The 20408-nt window shown below is 53.9% G+C and carries 24 protein-coding genes; 12 read left to right on the top strand and 12 right to left on the bottom strand.

The genetic code is table 11. The features are described 5' to 3' along the window. Positions 1-116: 116 nt before the first annotated feature. On the bottom strand, positions 117-1445 hold the full coding sequence (locus tag ABWV47_RS03020; protein WP_353308364.1) for an alpha/beta hydrolase family protein: 1329 nt from the start codon (positions 1443-1445) through the stop codon (positions 117-119). A gap of 186 nt (positions 1446-1631) precedes the next feature. Between ABWV47_RS03020 and ppk2 the strand changes: the two genes are divergently transcribed. Continuing rightward, positions 1632-2588: a polyphosphate kinase 2 gene (gene ppk2 / locus ABWV47_RS03015; RefSeq protein ID WP_353308363.1), complete on the top strand. Its 957-nt coding sequence runs from the start codon at positions 1632-1634 to the stop codon at positions 2586-2588. Between the two features lie 2 nt (positions 2589-2590). Here ppk2 and ABWV47_RS03010 read toward each other — a convergent pair whose 3' ends face one another. Next, entirely contained in the window at positions 2591-3235 is a 645-nt protein-coding gene (locus tag ABWV47_RS03010; RefSeq protein WP_353308362.1) for a DUF2461 domain-containing protein, read from the bottom strand. A gap of 105 nt (positions 3236-3340) precedes the next feature. Between ABWV47_RS03010 and ABWV47_RS03005 the strand changes: the two genes are divergently transcribed. Next, positions 3341-4750 carry an MATE family efflux transporter gene (locus ABWV47_RS03005; RefSeq protein ID WP_353308361.1) on the top strand — a complete coding sequence of 470 codons (1410 nt, stop codon included), beginning with the start codon at positions 3341-3343 and terminating at the stop codon, positions 4748-4750. A gap of 97 nt (positions 4751-4847) precedes the next feature. Here the strand turns inward: ABWV47_RS03005 and ABWV47_RS03000 are convergent, their stop codons facing one another. After that, a complete protein-coding gene (locus ABWV47_RS03000) occupies positions 4848-5252 on the bottom strand; it encodes a hypothetical protein (RefSeq protein ID WP_353308360.1) in 405 nt (134 codons plus the stop codon). 19 nt (positions 5253-5271) lie between these two features. Then, positions 5272-6474 (bottom strand): pyridoxal phosphate-dependent aminotransferase, encoded by a 1203-nt coding sequence (locus tag ABWV47_RS02995; protein WP_353308359.1) that lies wholly within the window; start codon positions 6472-6474, stop codon positions 5272-5274. A gap of 87 nt (positions 6475-6561) precedes the next feature. Here ABWV47_RS02995 and ABWV47_RS02990 point away from each other — a divergent pair, with 87 nt between their 5' ends. From ABWV47_RS02990 to ABWV47_RS02980, 3 genes are all read left to right on the top strand, one after another. Continuing rightward, a complete protein-coding gene (locus tag ABWV47_RS02990) occupies positions 6562-6963 on the top strand; it encodes a helix-turn-helix domain-containing protein (protein ID WP_353308358.1) in 402 nt (133 codons plus the stop codon). A 2-nt stretch (positions 6964-6965) separates the two neighbouring features. Continuing rightward, positions 6966-7253 (top strand): succinate dehydrogenase assembly factor 2, encoded by a 288-nt coding sequence (locus ABWV47_RS02985; protein ID WP_353308357.1) that lies wholly within the window; start codon positions 6966-6968, stop codon positions 7251-7253. A 91-nt stretch (positions 7254-7344) separates the two neighbouring features. Continuing rightward, entirely contained in the window at positions 7345-7842 is a 498-nt protein-coding gene (locus tag ABWV47_RS02980; RefSeq protein ID WP_353308356.1) for a MarR family winged helix-turn-helix transcriptional regulator, read from the top strand. A 262-nt stretch (positions 7843-8104) separates the two neighbouring features. On the opposite strand, the gene ABWV47_RS02975 is transcribed toward ABWV47_RS02980, so the two are convergent. Together ABWV47_RS02975 and ABWV47_RS02970 are read right to left on the bottom strand one after the other, a co-directional pair. Continuing rightward, positions 8105-8848 (bottom strand): DUF1194 domain-containing protein, encoded by a 744-nt coding sequence (locus ABWV47_RS02975; protein WP_353308355.1) that lies wholly within the window; start codon positions 8846-8848, stop codon positions 8105-8107. Then, complete coding sequence (locus tag ABWV47_RS02970) at positions 8832-9260, bottom strand: VOC family protein (RefSeq protein ID WP_353308354.1); 429 nt, start codon at positions 9258-9260, stop codon at positions 8832-8834. The genes ABWV47_RS02975 and ABWV47_RS02970 overlap by 17 nt, the downstream gene beginning before the upstream one ends. 214 nt (positions 9261-9474) lie before the next feature. Between ABWV47_RS02970 and ABWV47_RS02965 the strand changes: the two genes are divergently transcribed. Together ABWV47_RS02965 and ABWV47_RS02960 are read left to right on the top strand one after the other, a co-directional pair. Beyond that, complete coding sequence (locus ABWV47_RS02965; RefSeq protein WP_353308353.1) at positions 9475-10254, top strand: thymidylate synthase; 780 nt, start codon at positions 9475-9477, stop codon at positions 10252-10254. Positions 10255-10257: 3 nt separating this feature from the next. Next, entirely contained in the window at positions 10258-10734 is a 477-nt protein-coding gene (locus tag ABWV47_RS02960; RefSeq protein WP_353308352.1) for a dihydrofolate reductase, read from the top strand. Between the two features lie 451 nt (positions 10735-11185). Here the strand turns inward: ABWV47_RS02960 and ABWV47_RS02955 are convergent, their stop codons facing one another. Next, positions 11186-11392 (bottom strand): cold-shock protein, encoded by a 207-nt coding sequence (locus tag ABWV47_RS02955; protein WP_353308351.1) that lies wholly within the window; start codon positions 11390-11392, stop codon positions 11186-11188. Between the two features lie 210 nt (positions 11393-11602). Here ABWV47_RS02955 and ABWV47_RS02950 point away from each other — a divergent pair, with 210 nt between their 5' ends. After that, a complete protein-coding gene (locus ABWV47_RS02950; RefSeq protein ID WP_353308350.1) occupies positions 11603-11917 on the top strand; it encodes an ArsC/Spx/MgsR family protein in 315 nt (104 codons plus the stop codon). Between the two features lie 54 nt (positions 11918-11971). Here the strand turns inward: ABWV47_RS02950 and ABWV47_RS02945 are convergent, their stop codons facing one another. The 5 genes from ABWV47_RS02945 to thrS form a co-directional block, all read right to left on the bottom strand. Beyond that, complete coding sequence (locus tag ABWV47_RS02945; protein WP_353308349.1) at positions 11972-12493, bottom strand: DoxX family protein; 522 nt, start codon at positions 12491-12493, stop codon at positions 11972-11974. 11 nt (positions 12494-12504) lie between these two features. After that, on the bottom strand, positions 12505-13257 hold the full coding sequence (locus tag ABWV47_RS02940; RefSeq protein ID WP_353308348.1) for an HvfC/BufC family peptide modification chaperone: 753 nt from the start codon (positions 13255-13257) through the stop codon (positions 12505-12507). Further along, positions 13254-14111 carry an MNIO family bufferin maturase gene (gene bufB, locus ABWV47_RS02935; protein WP_353308347.1) on the bottom strand — a complete coding sequence of 286 codons (858 nt, stop codon included), beginning with the start codon at positions 14109-14111 and terminating at the stop codon, positions 13254-13256. Before bufB ends, ABWV47_RS02940 begins: the two co-directional genes overlap by 4 nt. A gap of 277 nt (positions 14112-14388) precedes the next feature. Further along, positions 14389-14694 carry a BufA1 family periplasmic bufferin-type metallophore gene (locus tag ABWV47_RS02930; RefSeq protein WP_353308346.1) on the bottom strand — a complete coding sequence of 102 codons (306 nt, stop codon included), beginning with the start codon at positions 14692-14694 and terminating at the stop codon, positions 14389-14391. A 242-nt stretch (positions 14695-14936) separates the two neighbouring features. Beyond that, positions 14937-16886: a threonine--tRNA ligase gene (gene thrS / locus ABWV47_RS02925; RefSeq protein WP_353308345.1), complete on the bottom strand. Its 1950-nt coding sequence runs from the start codon at positions 16884-16886 to the stop codon at positions 14937-14939. 553 nt (positions 16887-17439) lie between these two features. Here thrS and ABWV47_RS02920 point away from each other — a divergent pair. The 4 genes from ABWV47_RS02920 to ABWV47_RS02905 all read left to right on the top strand — a co-directional run bounded on the left by ABWV47_RS02920 (position 17440) and on the right by ABWV47_RS02905 (position 20407). After that, entirely contained in the window at positions 17440-18192 is a 753-nt protein-coding gene (locus ABWV47_RS02920) for an alpha/beta hydrolase (RefSeq protein ID WP_353308344.1), read from the top strand. After that, positions 18192-19172, top strand: coding sequence for an alpha/beta hydrolase (locus ABWV47_RS02915; protein ID WP_353308343.1), 981 nt, complete (start codon positions 18192-18194; stop codon positions 19170-19172). The genes ABWV47_RS02920 and ABWV47_RS02915 overlap by 1 nt, the downstream gene beginning before the upstream one ends. Positions 19173-19196: 24 nt before the next feature. Beyond that, positions 19197-19625: a VOC family protein gene (locus ABWV47_RS02910; protein WP_353309564.1), complete on the top strand. Its 429-nt coding sequence runs from the start codon at positions 19197-19199 to the stop codon at positions 19623-19625. A gap of 71 nt (positions 19626-19696) precedes the next feature. Next, positions 19697-20407 (top strand): alpha/beta fold hydrolase, encoded by a 711-nt coding sequence (locus tag ABWV47_RS02905; protein ID WP_353308342.1) that lies wholly within the window; start codon positions 19697-19699, stop codon positions 20405-20407. Position 20408: the final 1 nt, after the last annotated feature.

The raw sequence follows: 20408 nt of genomic DNA, 5'->3' as shown, positions 1-20408 counted from the left end.
ATTGGGTGTTTCAAACGCAGAAGTTCAGACAGTTTTAAGAAACCTAATGAGTATCGTCGCTTGAGCGACCGCGATGATGGTGAGGCGGGTGAGAGCAGACGTGTGCAGGCGCTCCGTTAGTGATCTTTCTCAAGTGTTTCAAACGTTAGGCCCACCGCAGTACGCGCCGGGAAGCCCTTCCAATACGTATGTTCAGCTGTTGGTTTGCCGTTATCATCCAAGGCATGCAGGCTGTTTTTGGGATTTGGAATAAGATCCAGATACTCAAATTTCTCATGATCAGATTTCAAGTGTAAGTCCATAAAAGCAGTCGTGAAATGCTGAGCAATGTTGTTCATGCGAGTCGTGTCCCACACTGGATCGGCGTAGTGGTCAAAGGGCGCATATCCTAGAGATTCAGAAAATTGCCACGCCTCCAATGGGGCTGGTATTGGTGCGGCTGCGTTGTGGTTGGCGTTCTCAAAGGTGAGCAAGTGGCGCGTGGCCCCGGTGCTATGGGTGAAAATCTCGCGCATGGCATCGTAGTCTGAGACATCATCCACCTCACCGGCGATCAAGAGGGTTGGTTTTCGCAGCCCCGCAAGGCCCGCGTCGTCCCAGAAGCCATGATTGCGACCCCACGGACCAATTGAAACCAGCGCTTTGACGCGTGAATCTACCAAGGATTCATGCGTGTCGGTGCCTGACACATTGTGGCGCAAAGTCCCTTGGGGTGGCGCAAAAGGCAGGTCTTCGATGCCATCCGCCAGCCCAGCACCGCCAGAAATCAATACGCCGTAGCCGCCCATTGAGTAGCCAATAAGGCCGATGCTATCCGTGTTGATGATTGTGCCAATTGGTCCGTCCAACGCCGTCATGCTGTCGATCACAAACTTCTGGTCAATGGGGCGGTTGAGCAATGTTGCACCAAACACATTTTGGTCTGCGTAGGTGCTGTCGGTATGGTCAATCGAAGCCACCACATAGCCTTTAGACGCAAGGTTCTCGCCCAAATGGGACATCAGGAACCTATTGCCCGGGTAGCCATGTGACAGGACAATGAGCGGGAATTGCGTGCCGGTTTTGGGGGGGGCGTCGCGCGCAGCTTGACCATGAAGGGTTCCGGTTAGATTGGGGTCTCTGAGAGTGACTTCATAAGTGCCACCTGGCGTTGTGTCGTCTGCCGCCGGATACCAGATTTCAACGGGCAAAGGCCGATCGTATCGCACCAATGTATCTGCATCAGAAGACACGATATCAAGTTGATCTTTGTGGAGAAAAACACGGGAGGTAACCCCGATTTTATAGGCGCCAAAATCAGCCAATGTGGGTGCGTCAGGTCGGATGAGATCGATCCGGTTTTCCCCCGCGCTTGCTGCGCTCAGAAAAGAGCTTGCAATGAGTGTGGTCGAAAGGGCGGTCTTAAGGGCGGTCTTTTTGACGATGTGGGACGGTACAAAAGCCACTTGGCATCTCCTGAATTGGAACAGTCTTCGGCCGTTTTCGCGCGGCTCTATCACGCAGGGTGTGTGAGGCGCGATTGGGCGCACCGCCAGCTGCGCCAGAAAACAGTGTGTTCTTGACGTGTGTCAAGGCTGCTGCTGCGTGTTCTTGATATCCTCTGGGCAAGCAGAAACCTTTAGGAGGCGCCCATGGATAAAGCTACCGACATCTTATCTTCAGATCACAACACCGACAAAGAACACAGCGAAGCCGCAGTGGGAGATCGTGGCAGCTTTGGTGCGCAAACCGCGACATCAGGAGATGAGCTTCGCGAGGCCTTTGAGAAAGGTGAATACCCTTATCCAAAAAAGATGTCGCGGCGGTCGTATGAGTCACAGAAAGCCAAGTTGCAGGCTGAACTTTTGAAAGTGCAATTGTGGGCGCAGGACACGGGACAGAAATTTGTGATGCTGTTTGAGGGGCGTGATGCGGCCGGTAAAGGCGGCACGATCAAACGCTTCACGGAACACCTCAATCCGCGGTCTGCACGTGTTGTTGCCTTGAATAAGCCCAGCACACAGGAGCGCGGGCAATGGTATTTTCAACGTTACATGGAACATCTGCCCACCGCCGGAGAAATGGTGCTGTATGACCGGAGCTGGTACAATCGTGCTGGGGTAGAACGGGTCATGGGGTTTTGCGAGCCGGGGGAATATCTGGAGTTCATGCGCCAGACGCCTGAGTTGGAGCGCATGTTGGTGCGTTCTGGTATCCGGCTCTACAAATATTGGTTTTCGGTCACGCAAGACGAGCAGAAACGGCGGTTCAAAAGCCGAGAAACCGATCCGTTGAAGCAGTGGAAGCTGAGCCCGATTGACAAGGCTTCGCTTAGCAAATGGGACGATTACACCGAAGCCAAAGAGGCGATGTTCTTTTACACCGACACTGCTGATGCACCATGGACGGTGATCAAATCGAACGACAAAAAACGGGCGCGCCTCAATTGTATGCGCCATTTTCTAAGTTCGATCGACTATCCCGGCAAAGATTTGAAGATCGCCAGGCCGGCTGACCCGCTGATTGTGCACACGGCCAGCCATGTTCTGCATCAGTCCGATCACATTCTGGGCACAGTGCTACATCCTGATGGACGCAGTCAGCGCTAAGCTTAGATGCCCCTCAAAAGGTGATTGAGAGGCGCCAGTTTTTCGAAGGTGGCGCTGATCTCATCTGTCAAAGGGCTCCGCGCCAAACTCTCTGACTGGCGATCAAACCAAAGACACAAGGACTTCCGACGTAGCAGGTCACGTTGCTGATGCTCTTTGTCAAAGGGCGCGGGCACCCGTTTGAGTTCCGGCTCTTGCAGGCGTGCGCCCAAGTCTAACAAGGACTGCACCTCCGAGGCGATCGCATCCCCCTGAGCGGAAGCGACGGCAGCGCGCCAACGGCTCACTCCATCTGTGTCAAACCCCATGATGCCAGCCCCGATAGAGACCGTTTTAAGGCCAATGCCAAAGAACCAGCCGGTGGGGGGCGTCGACCACAACATGTGCAGATGCAGATGGTAAGGTGTTTTGTCTTTTGAGAACCTGACGTCGCGATTGGGACGGAACAGTTTGGACGTCGGCACGTGTCCGGTTTGTTGGTGCAGTGCGGCGCCCACCTGATCCAACAAGACCAGAGCTGGTGATTTCAGCTGATCTTCAAAGGTGTCTTTGTGCGCAACAAACCACTCTCGGGTGTTGTTTTTGGCCAGCTTGGACAAAAACATCTGGGTGTCTTCAATCAAGCATTCACAAGGATCTTGTTTCATCAAACCACTCCGCGTCACACGCTATCCAAAGTGGCAGGCTTACAGATTTTGATCAACAGCACGCGGTCTCTTGCCCCCCCTTCACAAGACGCCTAAAGCTTGGGCATGAACACCCATTCACACACATCACAGCCCTCTCCAATGCCAACGTCGCAACATGTGCGCGCCTTGATGCGGCTCGGCGTGCCGTTGATCGGTGGCCACGTTGCGCAGTTTGCCATCGGTTTGACAGACACGATCATGTTGGGTTGGTACTCGGTGCAATCGCTGGCGGCTGTGGTGTTGGGCAGTACCTTTTTCTTTGTGATTTTCATTCTGGGATCGGGATTCGCCATTGCCGTGATGCCTTTGGTGGCCGAGGCAGAGGCTGAGGACGACCAACAAGGCCTGCGCCGGATCACGCGGATGGGGCTTTGGTTGTCGTTGATCTTCGGGATCGTTGTACAACCTCTATTCTTGTTGTCCGGGACGCTTTTGTTGGGGCTGCAACAAGCCCCTGATGTCGCCGAACTCTCGCAGGCCTATTTGCGCATCGCTGGGCTTGGACTGGTGCCTGCGCTGTTGGTGATGGTGTTGAAGTCCTATTTGGCCGCGTTGGAACACACGCGTGTGGTGTTTTGGGTCACCATGGCGGCGGTTCCGATCAATGCGCTGGTCAACTACGGGCTTATTTTTGGCAACGCAGGTTTGCCCGAATTAGGTGTGCGCGGTGCGGCTATTGCTTCCATCATTGTGCAGTTTGTTTCCCTGATCGGGGTCATTCTCTACGCTTTGCGTGCCCTGCCAGAGCACGCCCTTTTTGCGCGGATCTGGCGGCCTGACTGGGAGGTTTTTGCGAGTGTGTTCCGTCTTGGATTGCCCATTGGCCTGACCAACCTTGCAGAGGTTGGTCTGTTTTCGGCATCCTCAATTATGATGGGATGGCTCGGCACCATCGCTCTGGCCGCACACGGGGTTGCGCTACAGCTTGCCAGTCTGGCCTTTATGGTGCACCTGGGCCTGTCAAACGCCGCCACCGTGCGTGTGGGTAATGCGATGGGACGCAAAGACGCTGATCATATGGCGCGCGGCGCGCAGGTGGCGATTGTGATGTCTCTTCTGATCGCCTTTGTGGCGGTGGCTGTGTTCCTGTTGGTCCCTGAACAATTGCTGGGTCTGTTTATCAAGCCGGACGAGCCTCAGCGTGATGTGATCATCGCCACCGGCGTCGGGCTGCTCTATGTTGCAGCGCTGTTTCAGGTGGTTGACGGGGCTCAAATCATGGCGCTGGGTTTGCTCCGTGGCGTGCAAGACACCCGCGGGCCGATGGTTATTGCCGCCGTCAGCTATTGGATCATTGGGGTGCCGAGCGCCTATTTTCTCGGATTTGTGTGGCAATGGGGTGGGGAAGGTGTTTGGTTCGGTCTGGTGCTTGGCCTGACAGCGGCGGCGATCCTTTTGATGCTCCGTTTTTGGGTCACCGACCTTGCCCGATTGCGCAAACGCTTTGGGCGTGACCCGAAGGAAGCCATTTAAGACCAACTGACTTCTCGCGGGTATGAGATCCCTCAGAGTGACGGAGCGCATTGTGCAGAGAAGGGCGCAGATGCACTCTTAACCTCTGCAATGCGTTTCACTTGCCTTTGAGCAAACGATCCGCCTTTTTGCGTACCAGAACGGAGCGCAGATCATGCATCGTTAGCAACAGCGCATCAGTGACTTCTTCCAACTGTTCTGCGGTGGCTTTGGATTGCGCCCATTGGGTGGTCAGGTTCAAATGATCGACAGTGCGCAAGATATCGTCAATGGCACGATCGGCCAACAATGCGCGCCGCTCCTGCATCCAGTGGGCAATCGCCTCTTTGTCGTCTTTGGTGAGCTTGTGATCGCCATGGGCTTTCACCTCACCATTTTTTACATTGAGAACGGCGATCTGATCCATCTCGATCCGCCGGTGCCTGTTTTGCGTGTCCACACGGAACACCATTGCGCCGTTCTCGCGCACGCGAAAATAGTACTCTGGTAGATCGCCACCCATGATTTTGCCTCGTTTCTCTTTACTGGAGTGAGTTACAGAAAGCCTGAATGCGTTCGCAAGCGGTTTTCAGGGCGTCATCAGAAGTTGCATAGCTCACGCGGAAGTTTGGCGAGAGGCCAAAGGCGGCACCAAATACAACTGCCACGTCCGCTTCTTGCAGCAATGCGTTTGCAAAAGCCTCGTCGTCCTCGATCACGGTGCCTTTGGGTGTGGTTTTGCCAATCAACCCAGCGATCGAAGGGTAGACATAAAACGCACCTTCTGGCTTGGGGCAAGAGATGCCTTCAATCTTATTGAGTGCGTCGACCACAAAATTGCGGCGCCGTTTGAACACCTCGTTGTTGGGCGCCAAGAAATCCTGCGTTCCGTTGAGCGCCTCGAGTGCGGCCCATTGGCTTATTGAGCAGGGGTTGGATGTGCTTTGGCTTTGGATCTTGCGCATGGCCGCTATGAGCGCAACAGGACCCGCGGCGTAGCCAATGCGCCAGCCGGTCATGGCATAGGCTTTTGACACACCGTTGCAGGTCAGAGTGCGGTCATAGAGCGCCGGTTCCACCTCGGCCGGTGTGCAAAACTCAAATCCATCGTATGCGAGGTGTTCATACATATCATCGCTCATCACCCAAACATGGGGGTGGCGCATAAGCACATCGGTCAGTGCTTTGAGCTCGTCACGAGAATAACCCGCACCCGTTGGGTTTGAGGGTGAGTTGAAAATAAACCATTTGGTCTTGGGGGTGATTGCCTCTTCAAGCTGATCTGGAGTCAGTTTGAAATTTGTCTGTAGAGACGTTTCCGCCACCACTGGAGTGCCGCCAGCTAGCAATACCATATCCGGGTAGCTGACCCAATAAGGCGCGGGGATGACAACTTCGTCGCCGTCGTTCAGCGTGGCCATCAGCGCGTTGTAGAGCGTCTGTTTGCCGCCGGTGCCAACAGAAACCTGTGCCGGCGTATACTCCAGCCCATGGTCACGCTTCATTTTTGCGCAGACGGCTTCTTTCAGTTCGGGGATGCCGTCCGGGGCGGTGTATTTGGTCTTTCCAGCGTTTATTGCGGCCGCAGCGGCGTCCTTGATATTTTGAGGGGTATCAAAATCGGGCTCTCCAGCGCTTAGCCCAATGACATCACGGCCTGCGGCCTTCAATTCCGCGGTCTTCGCTGTCATGGCGATGGTGGGAGAAGGTTTGACGCGGGACAGGGTGTTGGACAGGAAAGACATACCGTTGGGCCTCGTTTGTATTCACTAGACCCATGTCTTAGGGTGCCCACGAACACCATTCAAGACTGAAGCGCAAAGGACCGACAAATGCCGCAGGATCAAGTGAATACGATGACCGATGAGGACTGGTACGGCGAGGATGTCGCAACTTTTGGAGACCGGTTGGCAGCAGCGCGTGAAGCGGCCGGGCTGAAGCAGGGTGAGTTTGCCAAACGACTCGGGGTCAAGAAAGGCACTGTGGCTGATTGGGAAGAAGATCTCAGCGAACCAAGGGCCAATCGCCTGTCGATGATGGCAGGGCTTTTGAATGTGTCTGTTGGTTGGTTGCTGATGGGCGAAGGTGATGGTGTTGAGCAACCTGAAGAGGACAATATGGTCGATGCGGGAATGGTTGCTATTCTTGGAGAGATTCGTGATATCCGAGCCAGTATGAAGAGTGACATCGACCGTCTCGCACGGTTGGAAAAAGCGCTGCGCAAGAAAGTTTGAATATGTCTGACACGTCCAATGCCCCGGTTGTTGAGACCCATGAGAATCGCTTGAAGCGGATGACAATGCGGTCGATGCGGCGGGGGATAAAAGAGATGGACATCATTCTGAAGCGGTTTGCAGAGGAAAATCTGGAAGCCATGGACGGCGAAATGCTCGATCTTTACGATGCGCTTTTGCATGAAAATGATCAGGATTTATATCAATGGGTTACAGGGCAAAAGCCTGCACCTGAAGCCTATGTCGCGCTGATTTCGAGGATTTCGACGACGATCAGCGGCCCAAATTGACGCGAATTTGTGACATCTTTTGGGCGGTTTAACCACTTGTTGGGCTTTTTCCGTCAGTCTTATTCCTTAGATAAGCTGACGGAGTAGTAGAATGAGCTTTCATTCATCAATGGAAAGCGGGACAGAACAGTCGTTTATGAACGACTATTTGGACTCGCTGGCGCTTGTAGAGCGCCTTCACCGGCTGTTGCTGGATGTGATTAAGGACGAGTTTGAGCGTGTTGGTGTACTTGAGATCAATGCGGTTCAGGCGTTGTTGTTGTTCAATATTGGCGACAATGAAGTGACTGCGGGCGAGCTTAAGTCGCGCGGGTACTATCAAGGCTCAAATGTGAGCTATAACCTGAAGAAGCTTGTGGATGCAGGGTATATGCACCATCAGCGTTGCGAAATTGACCGCCGCTCTGTGCGCGTGCGTCTGACAGACCGGGGCCGCGAAATCCGCGATGTGATTTCCGCGCTTTTTGCCCGTCATGCTGAAGGCCTGCAGGCCAAAGGTGTGCTTGGCGAAGACGGGATTGAGCAGATCACCCACGCTTTGCGCCGTGTTGAGCGCTACTGGACTGACCAAATCCGCTATATCTACTAAGGTCGCCCGGATACCCTAGAACGGGGATTCCGTAGCTTTTGCGCGCCCGCCCCCAGAAGGGGCACGGCGTGCCTTTCGCGTGCGTAAGTGGCGTGGGCCTGTGTCCTGTGACGTTTGCGCAATCCGAAAACCTCCGAAACGATTTTGCATTCCTGAGATTGTCGTGTGGAACGAGAAATCCCAGACGGCAATGTGCATTTCAGTTCGCTCTCAAATCCAGCATCGAAAGCGGATCACGCGACGCGGAGGTTTGCTTTTCTGGTCAGAGATCGATGTCCAGATACCCAAGAACTGTTACCGAGAGCTCACGTGAGAGTTTGCGGCGCATTGCATCTTCAAAATCAGCAAAACCAGTGGCGGTTTCGACAAAGGCATTGGGACCTTTGATCAGCTCGTCTCGATAGTAGGACGTCATGTCGCCAGGAACGGCGTTTAAGTTCGCAGCTTTGACACCAAATGTCTCAATTGCCAGACCGTTCACAATCACCCCGTCCAAAGGAAAGGCGCCATAGGCCTGTTTGGGAGTGAAACCGTCATTGTTCATGCCATCACCGCTGACATCGAGCACTTTGGTGTCACAGTCTGGTGCGGCGGCAAACAGTTTGGCTGCGTGGCCGACCGCATGGCCCAGAGCCGTGGGAAACTCTGTGGTCTGCCGGTTTGAGAGCCCAAGTTTTGCGGCGCTTTCCATCAAGACACGCGGACTGTCAATCAGTGTCCAATCAAGCAAGGTATTCTGTTTTTCGCGCCCACTCCATTCATACACGGCCAAGGCCACGCTTTGAGGTGCGTCGAGAAAGGCGGCCTGAACTTCTGGTGCGGTCAAAGCGGCGGCAAGTCCTTGGCGTTGCAGAAGATCCTCTTCCGCGTCCACCGAAGAGCTGACATCCAAGGCCAGCAAGAGCGCTATGCGACAGTCCGAGGCGAGGGTGGGGGAGGCCGCAAAGGCCACCCCCAGTGCTGCGATATGTGCTTTGCAGATCAGCGGATCACCAGTGGCCCACACTCTCCATGCTGGCCCAAGGCTCAGCCGGAGGCAGGGCGTCACCCTGTTGCAGCAGCTCAATGGAAATATTGTCTGGAGATCGCACAAACGCCATGCGCCCATCGCGTGGGGGACGGTTGATGATCACACCGTTGTCAGACAGATGTTGGCACATCTCATAGATGTCACCAACCTCATAGGCGAGATGGCCGAAGTGGCGACCGTCAGAGGGCAAACCATCATCTCCGTCCCAGTTGTAGGTCAGCTCTAGCGGTGCTTCGTGATTGCCATCGGCCGCCAGGAATATCAGTGAAAACCGGCCTTCTTCGCTGTCTATGCGGCGGATTTCTTTGAGCCCAAGCAGACCATAGAAAGCGATAGACGCGTCTAAGTTGGCCACGCGGACCATCGTGTGAAGATATTTCACGTGCATGATTTATGTCCTTGGTTGAATCGGGGATATCAAAACACGTGAGTGCTAAGCTTGGCCAGTGTGTTTTGTAGTTTTGTTAACATTCTAAGTGCAGTTGCCTGAGCGGATTTGTGTCAATCCTGCGGTTCCCACGGTCGCTGCCACAAGATATAGTCCTATTTGTTGAATTTGGCCGACTCGCAAGGACGTCGCGCAAAAGACTAAGGGGCAGATTTTGCAGCAGTACCATGACGCATTGAGAACGATCTTGGAGTTGGGCGAAGACTCTTCAGACCGTACAGGTACCGGGACGCGATCCTATTTCGGTATGCAAACCCGATACCGGCTGGCGGACGGGTTTCCTTTGGTGACAACAAAGAAGCTCTACCTGCGTGGCATCATTCACGAGCTTTTGTGGTTTTTGGCAGGGGACACCAATATCAAGTACCTGCAAGAAAACCGGGTTTCAATTTGGGACGAATGGGCCGATGAGAACGGTGATTTGGGCCCAGTCTATGGCAAACAATGGCGTGACTTTGGCGGCGTAGACCAGATCAAAACTCTGGTCGATACCATCAAAGCCAGCCCCGACAGCCGCCGTTTGATTGTCTCGGCATGGAACCCCATGGATGTGCCGGAAATGGCGCTGCCACCGTGTCACACGATGTGGCAGGTGCGCGTGTTAAACGGGCGGATGCATTTGCAGCTGTATCAGCGGTCTGCGGATATGTTTCTTGGGGTGCCGTTTAACATTGCCTCATATGCATTGCTGCTTGAGATGTTGGCGCACGTGACCGGTCATGAAGCCGGTGATTTTGTGCATTCCATTGGAGACGCGCATATCTATTCCAATCATCGAGAGCAGGTGGATTTGCAGTTGTCGCGCGCTCCAAAGGTGTTGCCGAAGTTGGAGATCAACAGAAAGGTCGACTCGATATTTGATTTCAAATTCGAGGATTTCGAGATTAAGGACTACGATCCAGATCCCGTAATTTCCGCACCTGTGGCGGTGTAAATCATGATCTCTTTGGTTGTTGCGCGTGCACGAAATGGGGCCATCGGACGAGACGGAGACATTCCTTGGCACATCCCTGAGGATTTTAAGACCTTTCAAAGGGAAACCACGGGAGGCGCGATCATAATGGGGCGTGGCACCTGGGAGAGCCTTCCGGTGAAACCTCTGCCCAGACGGTTCAATATTGTAGTGTCCTCTCGGCCGGATGTGGCCGAGGTGGTGGTGCCCTCCATCTCAGAGGCTGTGGCGCTGGCCCAGGCCGAAGGATATGATCGGGTTTATGGCATTGGCGGTGCGTCGATTTACCGAGAGATGCTGGAGATCGCGCATCGGTTGTTGATTACCGAAGTGGACACCGTGGTCTCAGATGCGGATACATTTTTTCCCGACTTCTCAGAGGCCGAATGGCGCATGCTTGCGTCACGCCCTTTGACGGGGGCCAAGCTGCCGTGTGAGGTGAAAGAGTATCTGCGTCGCTGACGTCGTTTTGGATATTTGACAGGTTCTGTGTGCGAACAGTAGGCTGGCTTCAGTTAACCAAGTGATGTCCAATTGGAGCTTTTGCCTCATGACGCGTATGTCCTATCTTTTCGCCGCTGCCGTTATAGTGATTGCGGCCCCTATTTCCGCCCAGACGTGGAGTTCCAATGCGCCACAGATTGGGCCAGTCAATCAACCTGAGGGTGTGTTGATCCAGCCCTACGGCGGTGGCACCAATTATTGTCCAAGCGGTTTGCAGCCTGTGGTTCTGGGCGGAGTGATTTGTTGTGGTACGCCGAACACTTCTGAAGTCTATCGTGCTTCAGCTGGCACTCGTAAACACCGTAGCAGCATGAGCTGCCCACCGGGTTCTAAGGGATGCTCGTGATCTGGGAAACGTACCGCTCTTTGATGCGGTGCGGATGGGGCGCATAATTGCGCCCCAATCCAATTATAGCAGTTTGAGTTCGCCCGCCATATCGCGGCCGTCTCGTCCCTGACTCATTTCAAATTCAACTTTTTGGTTGTCGGACAGGCCTTTCAGGCCAGACCGTTCGACGACCGAAATATGTACAAACACATCCTTGCCGCCCTCTTCAGGTTCAATGAACCCGAAGCCCTTGGTGGTGTTAAACCATTTTACGGTACCGCGTGGCATACCGTTCTCCTTTACATTCACTTTTGGTAGATCCGAATTTGGGGACTCGGAGGAACAAAGATCCCAACTTCCGCGGACACGACTGCGGAAACCGAAACAAATGTTCCAACAAAAGGATTGCACGATGGAGACAAAAATCAAGCAAAACCACCGTGAATTTTTAAATCAGCTGGTTTATGCAGGTTGTGCAGTCAAAAGGATGGGGATGAGATGACGACAGTTTTTGGCCTGAAGAATTGTGATACGTGCCGTAAGGCATTGAAAAGTTTGGGCGATGTCACGTTTGTAGATGTGCGTGCAGATGGTGTGCCTGTCGAAACACTAAAACTTGCGTTTGATCGCTTTGAAGACGCTATTATAAACAAGAGATCAACCACTTGGAGAAATTTGACGGCAGAAGAGCAGGGTGATGCCCCAATTTCGCTCTTGTTGGCGCATCCGACATTGATGAAGCGCCCATTGATTGAGCACAACGGCGTCTATTATTTGGGCTGGAACAAAGACACGCAAGAAGCGGTGTTGTAGACGCAAAAAAGGGCCGCGGGATCGTCCCCGGCCCTTTCCCGATGCAAGTTAATGTTAGGTAGCACGTTTGCGCAGCAGGGCGTCCAAAGAGACTGGGCCTGCGCCCTTAAACACGAGAATTGCAAACAACAAAATCCACATCACTCGTTGATCGATAAGACCCTGTGCGCTGTCAAACAAACTGCCCAAAGCTACGCCGTGGCCGGTCACGTCAACTAAGGTTTGCACCATGACAAAGCCAATCATCGCAAGGGCCGCGACCCGTGTCATGAGACCAATTACAATCAGAACCGGTAAGACAAACTCGGCAACGGTGCCGCCGAAGATCACCAGTCGCTGGAAAATATTCAGTTGGGTGACATCATACAGCACGGCCTCGGCAGCTTTGGGGAAAATCTGTCCAAAGGCGCCAGCAGAAGGGGAGAAAATCGACCCGTCAATTTTCAGCGTGGCGGAGTTCCAGAAATAGAAGAACAGAACGGCGAGAAAGCTCAGGCGGGCCAAGGTAGGAACGAGCCAATCAAGACGGTCCAATTTGTCCAAAAGTGCGGTGTATTGAGAGATGAGCTTTGTCATGAAACCTCCGGTCAGGTGGGTACGTCGATAGATGAAAGTGCGTTGCTGGTGAGCAAAAGCCCGAGAAGGGAGCCCAGGTCGAAGTCTGAGCTGGCATCGGTGCCAAACTCGGCAGCTATGTTCAGTTTGGCGCCAGCCATCAGAGCGGTAATACATTCGTATCCCCCTCGCGGCAGGACATGAGGTACGGGATCAAACTCAGCGCGCAAAACTACTACGTCCTGTGCAATCGCTTCGGGCTTGGGGCCGTCTTGCATATTGAAGGCCCAGATGGCGTGTACTGGCCAAGCGGATCGTTGTACGGAGACTGCGGGTGCAAACTGAAATGTGATGTCGGCGAGATTTTCCGGAGGAATGGCGGCCAAAGATTCCGGCAAAACCGGGGCACAATCGGCTGCGTGGTAGGCGCGGCGAAGCGCCATTTCTAAACGCGCCACATCTGCAAGATAGCCAAGGTGAGCCAAGGGCTCAAAGTCCTGCAGAAACGTCGGGAACTCCGCTCCATAGTGCATCATGAGTGGAGAAGATGGTGGGGATTGACGCAGGAATACGCCGGCCACAGACCTAAAATTCTCTTCGCCCAGAAGTTTTGCGATGGCCGGAAACCCGGTGGCAAGAGCCTCGGTGAGGGAGACGGCCACATTGTTGCGGTAGACATCGAAACGACGGCCTGCTGGTTGGCCCGAGGCGTCAGACAAGCCCTCGGGTCGCGCCAATGCTCCGTTCAGAACGGCTTCGCGGAAAATCGAGTGTGTGACAGTCATGCTGTCACCCTAGTCAAAGCAGTCTTGGCGCGGCTGGCTTCCGCGTGCAGCAGTGGCCATTCAGGCACATCGGTGTCCCATTCAATCAGAATTGGGCGTGGTCCGCTACGCGTCAGGGTATGATCCAGAAGCGCCCATACCGGGTCGACGATGGCGGCGCCATGGCTGTCAATGAGCAGCGGTCGGCCATAATCATCTTCATCTTCGTCGTGGCCGCCGAGATGAATTTCACCAACTTTATCAAGCGGGTATTCGTCAATATATGTGCGCGGATCGTAAGAAAGATTGGTTGCAGATACAAAGACGTTGTTTACGTCCAGCAAAAGACCACATCCAGTGCGATTTGAAATCTCGCGTAGAAAGTCAGGTTCTGACCACGTGCTTTCATCAAACGCCAAATAGCTGGAAGGGTTCTCCAACATCATTTGACGGCCAATAGTGTTTTGTAGTTGATCGACGTGATCACAAATGCGAGCCAATGTCTCGGCTGTGTAAGGCAGGGGCAGCAAATCATTGAGGAAAGCCCCTTCATGCGTGCTCCAAGCCAAGTGCTCTGAGAACACAGTCGGGTTAAGCCATGAGACCAGATTGCTCAGCCTTGAGAGGTGGTCTTTGTCCAGAGCCGTTTCCGCCCCGATCGACAGGCCGACACCATGCACCGAGATTGGAAATTTTTCTGCCAGTTGTCGCAATTGCGCGATGGGTCTCCCGCCGTCACCCATGTAGTTTTCAGCGTGGACTTCAAGCCAGCCCACACAGCCGGGGTCTGCGATTAGGTCGGAGTAATGTTGCGGCTTGTATCCAACGCCTGGAAGGGTGGGCAGCGTGTCTGGGGCTTTTTCAGCGTCAAACATCTGTGTTCCTTCTCAAGTTGGTCATCACCGAATGTGCGACGTCATTGCAATAAGGCGTGCTGCCCCCAAAGCGAAGGCCAGACGCTTTGTTGTGATGTGATACGCGCGCCATTGCGCCGAACACAAAGGAATGGGTGCTTGGTGATGCCATTGGGATGGTCCTTCTGCCGCAAATTTGACCCGGAGTTGGTGCATGTGAAGCCACAGCATACTCAAGAGGGATCCCAAATGTAACAGTGTGCGAAGCTCCAGGGTGTCCCGAAGCTTCGCTTTAAACTTAGCTTTTTGGCAGGTCGCGATCCAGAGCTTCCAGAGAGCCGGCGCGTGCGCCACCGTCAGCCATTGCAGGAAGGTCCATGTCTGCGCATGTGCCCGCGTCAACCAGCTTCCAGGCGTTGCCCTGATAGTCGACAGTTGAGGTGCCAGCACATGTGGTGCCTGGGCCCGCAGCACAGTCATTTTGACCTGCGAGGGAGACGCCATAGCACTTCTCTTTTCCTGCGGCGGAGGCAGTGGTTGCATGTGCGGACAGAGCTGCAGCGACGGCGCCAGCTACGGCGAGAGTTTTTACGGTAGTAGACATAGGATCTCTTCCCTTTTGATACAGTTGAACTCGGCCCGCCGCCCTAGAATGCGTCGGGGCATGAGTAGAGATTAGGCAATCTGCCCCCTGATTGGCCAATCACGGGACTGTGTGTAACGGATGCGTTAGACGGTGTGACGATTCCGTGAAGATTCCAACTGTGGCACGATGATTTTGCCCCCAAAATGAAACAGGCGCGCCGGATTTCCCACGGCGCGCCTGTTCAATTGTTGCAAAAGTGATCAGAGCAGATCTGGTGCTGTCGCCTCTTGTGACAATTGGCTCACAATTTCGTCCAAAGACTGGACTTTGCTTTGCTTTTCCCCAAGGCGGCGGGTGGACACCGTACGCTCTTCGATCTCTTTCTTACCGATGGCAAGGATCACAGGCACTTTGCCGACCGAGTGCTCGCGGACTTTGTAGTTGATCTTCTCATTGCGAAGATCGGCTTCCGCATGCACGCCAGCTGCTCTCAAGGCACTGACGATTTCTTGGCAATAGTCATCTGCCTCAGAAACGATGGATGCGACAACAACCTGGCGTGGGGCGAGCCAGAACGGCAGTTTGCCAGCGTGCTCCTCTATCAGAATTCCGATGAAACGCTCAAAGGATCCCAGAGTTGCACGGTGCAACATGACTGGCATGTGTTTTGACCCATCTTGGCCAATATACGTCGCGCCGAGGCGCTCGGGCATGTTGGTGTCAACTTGAAGCGTGCCGCACTGCCATTTCCGGCCAATTGCATCGGTCAGTGTGAACTCAAGCTTGGGGCCATAAAACGCACCTTCGCCCGGCAACAGTTCGAAGTCATATCCAGCCGCATTACATGCATCGCCAAGCGACTTTTCGAGGACATCCCAAGTTTCATCTGAGCCGATACGTTGTTCTGGTCGGGTCGACAATTTCACGGTCCAGTTCTCAAAACCAAGATCCGCATAGACTTTGGCCAGAAACGCGATGAACTTTTTGCTCTCTGCTTCAATCTGATCCATGCCGCAGAAGATGTGGCCATCGTCCTGCGTGAAACCGCGCACACGCATAATGCCGTGCAATGCACCGGAGGGCTCATATCGGTTACATGACCCAAATTCTGCGATGCGCAAAGGCAGGTCGCGATACGACTTCAGGCCTTGATTGAACACTTGCACGTGGCAAGGGCAGTTCATGGGTTTGAGTGCGTTGATGGCTTTTTCACGGGCATGTTCTTCGTCAACTTCAACGATGAACATATTTTCTTGGTACTTGTCCCAGTGGCCCGACGCTTCCCAAAGTTTGCGATCCACAACTTGTGGCGTGTTGACTTCTTGATAGCCGTCTTTGTTTTGCATGCGACGCATGTAGTCTTGCAGCGTGGTGTAGATGCGCCATCCGTTAGGATGCCAGAACACTTGTCCTGGTGCTTCTTCTTGCATGTGAAACAGGTTCATTTCGCGGCCCAATTTGCGGTGATCGCGTTTTTCCGCTTCCTCCAACATATGTAGGTGGGCTTTGAGATCTTCTTTGTTTTTGAATGCCACGCCGTAGATGCGCTGCAGCATGGAGCGGTTGCTGTCGCCGCGCCAATAGGCTCCGGCCACGGACATCAGTTTGAAACCATCTGCCGGCACTTGGCCGGTGTGCACAAGGTGGGGGCCGCGGCAGAGATCCTGCCAATGGCCATGCCAGTACATGCGAAGAGGCTCGTCACCCGGAATGCTGTCGATCAGCTCCACTTTGTACGGCTCATTGTTGGCTGTGTAGTGGGCAATTGCGCGCTCGCGGTCCCAGACTTCGGTGGTCACAGGATCACGCTTGTTGATAATCTCTTTCATCTTTTTCTCGATGAGGCCGAGATCTTCTGGAGTGAACGGTTCTTCACGGTCAAAGTCATAATACCAGCCGTTTTCGATCACTGGACCAATTGTGACTTTTACGTCTGGCCAGATTTCCTGCACAGCGCGCGCCATGATATGGGCACAGTCATGCCGGATCAGTTCGAGCGCTTCAACGCTGCTGTCTTTGATTGTGTTGATAGCAATGGACGCATTCGCATCGATCGGCCATTGCAGGTCCCAGTGCTGGCCATCCACAGTTGCGGAAATGGCTTTCTTGCCCAAGGATGTAGAGATGGAATTTGCGACTTCGGCAGCGGTTATGCCTGCTGCGAAAGAGCGCGCGTTACCATCAGGAAAAGTAAGAGAAATATCGGCCATTAGCCTCTAGCTCCTCGTCAGTTTGGCGCCCACGGAACGCCCGGTTGCGGGTATATGGTTCGGGAGGGTTTTACGCTCTTGGCAGGGTAAGTCAAGAACGAGGAAACGGGGTGCAGATGTTTTGCGCCTCGGCCGTGTTTTGGGAGCCATATCGGCGCAGCAGAGACCATCCAACCGATGAAATTCCCATTTCTGTTGGTGTCGTGCTTACGGCTTTGCATCGCCAAAGCGGCGGGTGGGGCCAACCCAAAGAAACGACTTCAAGATCGACGCAAAGTGATCCCAGCTTCAACTACGCCACCTTGGCCCGCGGGCATGCTGTCGCGCTCTAGGGTGTGCGTATGGGGTCAACTGAAAGTTCCACCCAAGATACACATGGTGAAGCGGGGTCTCTTGGGGCATTGAAAGCCATGTCCATGAAGAGCTTATAAGTTGCCAGTCATTCACGTGACGATGTGGTCACTTCCTACCGACGTGTGGTCAGCGGAGATTTCTCTTTCAAACACCTTTGTTTGGGGGCTAGATCGACGCGAAGACTTTTTGAGGAGAAAGCATGTCTGATAGTCTAGAGACACCGCAAGGCCGCCGAATTGCCTATCACAAAACGGAAGGTGCAACGCCAACTGTTGTCTTTCTCGGCGGGCTGAAATCAGACATGGAAGGCACCAAAGCGGTGCACCTCGAAGCCTGGGCGCAGGCGCGTGGACAAGCGTTTTTGAGGTTTGACTACTCGGGGCATGGCGAAAGCAGTGGCGCTTTCGAAGCGGGGTGTATTGGGGATTGGCACGAAGATGTCGTTGCGGCGGTCTCCGCGCTGACCAAAGGGCCGTTGGTGGTGGTCGGATCTTCGATGGGGGGATGGCAGGCACTCTTGCTGGCCAAAACCATGCCGGACCGTATTCATGGAATGGTGACCATTGCCGCAGCACCCGATTTCACGGAAGACAGTTATTGGGCAAACTTCAGCGACACCCAAAGGGCGCAGTTGGAGAACGAGGGTCAAGTCTCTTTGCCGTCTGACTACATGGAGCCCTACATTGTCACCAAGCGGATGATTGAAGATGGACGCGATCAATTGGTTTTGCGCAGCGCGCTGAGCTTGCCATTTCCGACGCGTTTTCTGCAAGGCACCGAAGACCAAGCGGTGAATTCTGAAGTGGCCTATCGGGTGTTGGAACATGCCGAAGGCGACGACATTCAGCTGCTGACGGTGAAGGGAAAGGATCACCGTTTCTCAGATACAACTTGTCTAAAATTGATCGAAATGAAGGTGGAGGAGGTGCTCTTATCACCTAAAGTTGTCTAATGCGAACAATTGGTCGTTTTTTAGGGCGTTTGTTGCTGATTGGGATTTTTGCGTGTTTTGCACTGTATGTCTTTGGTCCTTATGAGCAAATTTCGCTGAGCCCGACTGTTACTGAGGCGGATGTGACGGGGGATCTGGACGCGTATTTTGCGCAACAGGAGGCAGCGTTTGATGACCTAACTCCGGGTGTCGAAAAACGTATTGTTTGGTTCGAGTCACCGGGCGTGCGCACAGAACTCGCAGTTGTTTACGTACATGGGTTCTCAGCAACCTCAGAAGAAATCCGTCCGGTGCCGGATCAAGTTGCGCAGGCTCTGGAGGCAAATCTGATTTACACTCGGCTGGAAGGTCATGGTCGAGACGGCGCAGCGCTGGATGCAGCAAGTGTGCAAGGATGGGCCAACGATGTGGCTGAAGCCATGATTGTAGCGCGGCGCGCAGCAGACAAGGTGGTTGTGATTTCAACCTCCACCGGCGGCACGATGATCGCAGGCATGGTGGATCAGCCTGATGTAATGCAAAATGTAACGGGCTTGATTTTTGTGTCGCCAAATTTTGGTATAAACAACCCATTGGCGTCGCTTTTGACGCTGCCCGCTGCGCGGCAGTGGGTGCCCTTGCTCGCGGGTGCGGAGCGATCGTTTGAGCCGTTGAGTGATGCCCAAGAAACTTACTGGACCACTCGGTATCCGAGTACTGCTGTGCTTCAGATGGCAGCTTTGGTCAAACGGGTGTTTGACAAAGATGTCTCGTCCATCAACATTCCGGCTTTGTTTTGGTTCTCCGATGCCGATCAGGTTGTAGACCCGGCGAAGACGCACGATTTTGCCCAGCGGTGGGGGGATGCAGCAACGGTTGCAGTGCAGACTTTGGGTGTGGATGCAGACCCAAGCGCACATGTGATAGCCGGCGACATTGTTTCACCGGACGAGACAGCAAAAGCTGTTGATGTATTTGTACAGTTTATCAATAATTTGTGAGGGGTAATTGATGTGAAAAACTCAATGGAACAGCGGGTCAGTTTGATCACTTTGGCAGTGAAAGATGTTGCTACATCAGCTGCGTTTTACGAAGCATTGGGCTGGCAGCGAGAGCCAGGTGAAGAAGGTGTTGTGGCCTTCAATCTGTTGGGGCAGACATTGGGTCTGTATCCTCGCGCCGCCTTGGCCGAAGATCTTGGAGTTGAGGAAGACGAAATTGGTGGGTTCTCTGGCGTGACCTTTGGTTACAACGTGCGCACCAAAGAAGAAGTGGCTCCTATTTTGGCTGCAGTTGAGGCCGCAGGTGGACGTGTTCTGCGCCAGGCTGGTGACATCTTCTGGGGTGGCTATATAGGCTATTTCGCAGATCTGGATGGGCATGTCTGGGAGGTGGCGCACAATCCGTTTTCGCCTCTTTCAGACGAGGGTGCTTTTCGTTGGGGCGGATACTAGTCGCATCTGCTTGACCTGTGCCGCCGCTATGGCACAGTTGCGGCCATAAGAACATAACGAGGGGAACGAGCATGCAGGAACCGATTGTTCTGCTGCCGGGTATGATGTGTGACGCGCGGCTTTATGCGCATCAGGTGACTGAATTGAGCAAAGACGGGGCGGTTATGGTGGCCCCGATCACGCAGGGTGACAGCATAAGTGCCATTGCGGCAGCTATCGCGCCGTCTTTGCCGGAGAAATTCGCGTTGGCCGGGCTCAGTATGGGCGGAGTCGTCGCCATGGAGCTCTTACGGCGCATTCCAGAACGGATTACACGGGTGGCTTTGATGGATACGAATCCGCTCGCTGAAACGCCAGCCTCTGCGGCGGCCTATGAACCCATGATCATCGGTGCACGCAGCGGGCGGTTGGATGTGGTGATGGCAGATTTCATAAAGCCTGAGTATCTTGCACCTGGAGTGCAACGCGGTGAAGTGTTGAACTTGGTTCAAGACATGGGGCGCAGTCTTGGTGCTGATGTTTTTGAGCGGCAAGCCCGCGCTTTGCAGCGGCGACCCGATCAGCAAGGCGTTTTGCGTCGCTGTAAGTGCCCTGCGTTGGTGATGTGTGGTGAACACGATGGGCTCACACCGGTGAAACGTCACAGTTTCATGGCGGAATTGATCCCTTATGCGAAGCTAGAAGTGATAGAAAAGGCGGGTCATTTACCTGTTCTGGAGCGGCCAGAGGCCACCACTCAAGCGCTGAGGCGTTGGATGACACAACCGCTTGTTTTGAAGTAGA

Source organism: Shimia sp. NS0008-38b (genome assembly GCF_040370365.1).
Classification (GTDB): domain Bacteria; phylum Pseudomonadota; class Alphaproteobacteria; order Rhodobacterales; family Rhodobacteraceae; genus Shimia.
The sequence above is the reverse complement of the archived record's forward strand: the minus strand, read 5'-3'. Positions and strand labels throughout refer to the sequence as shown.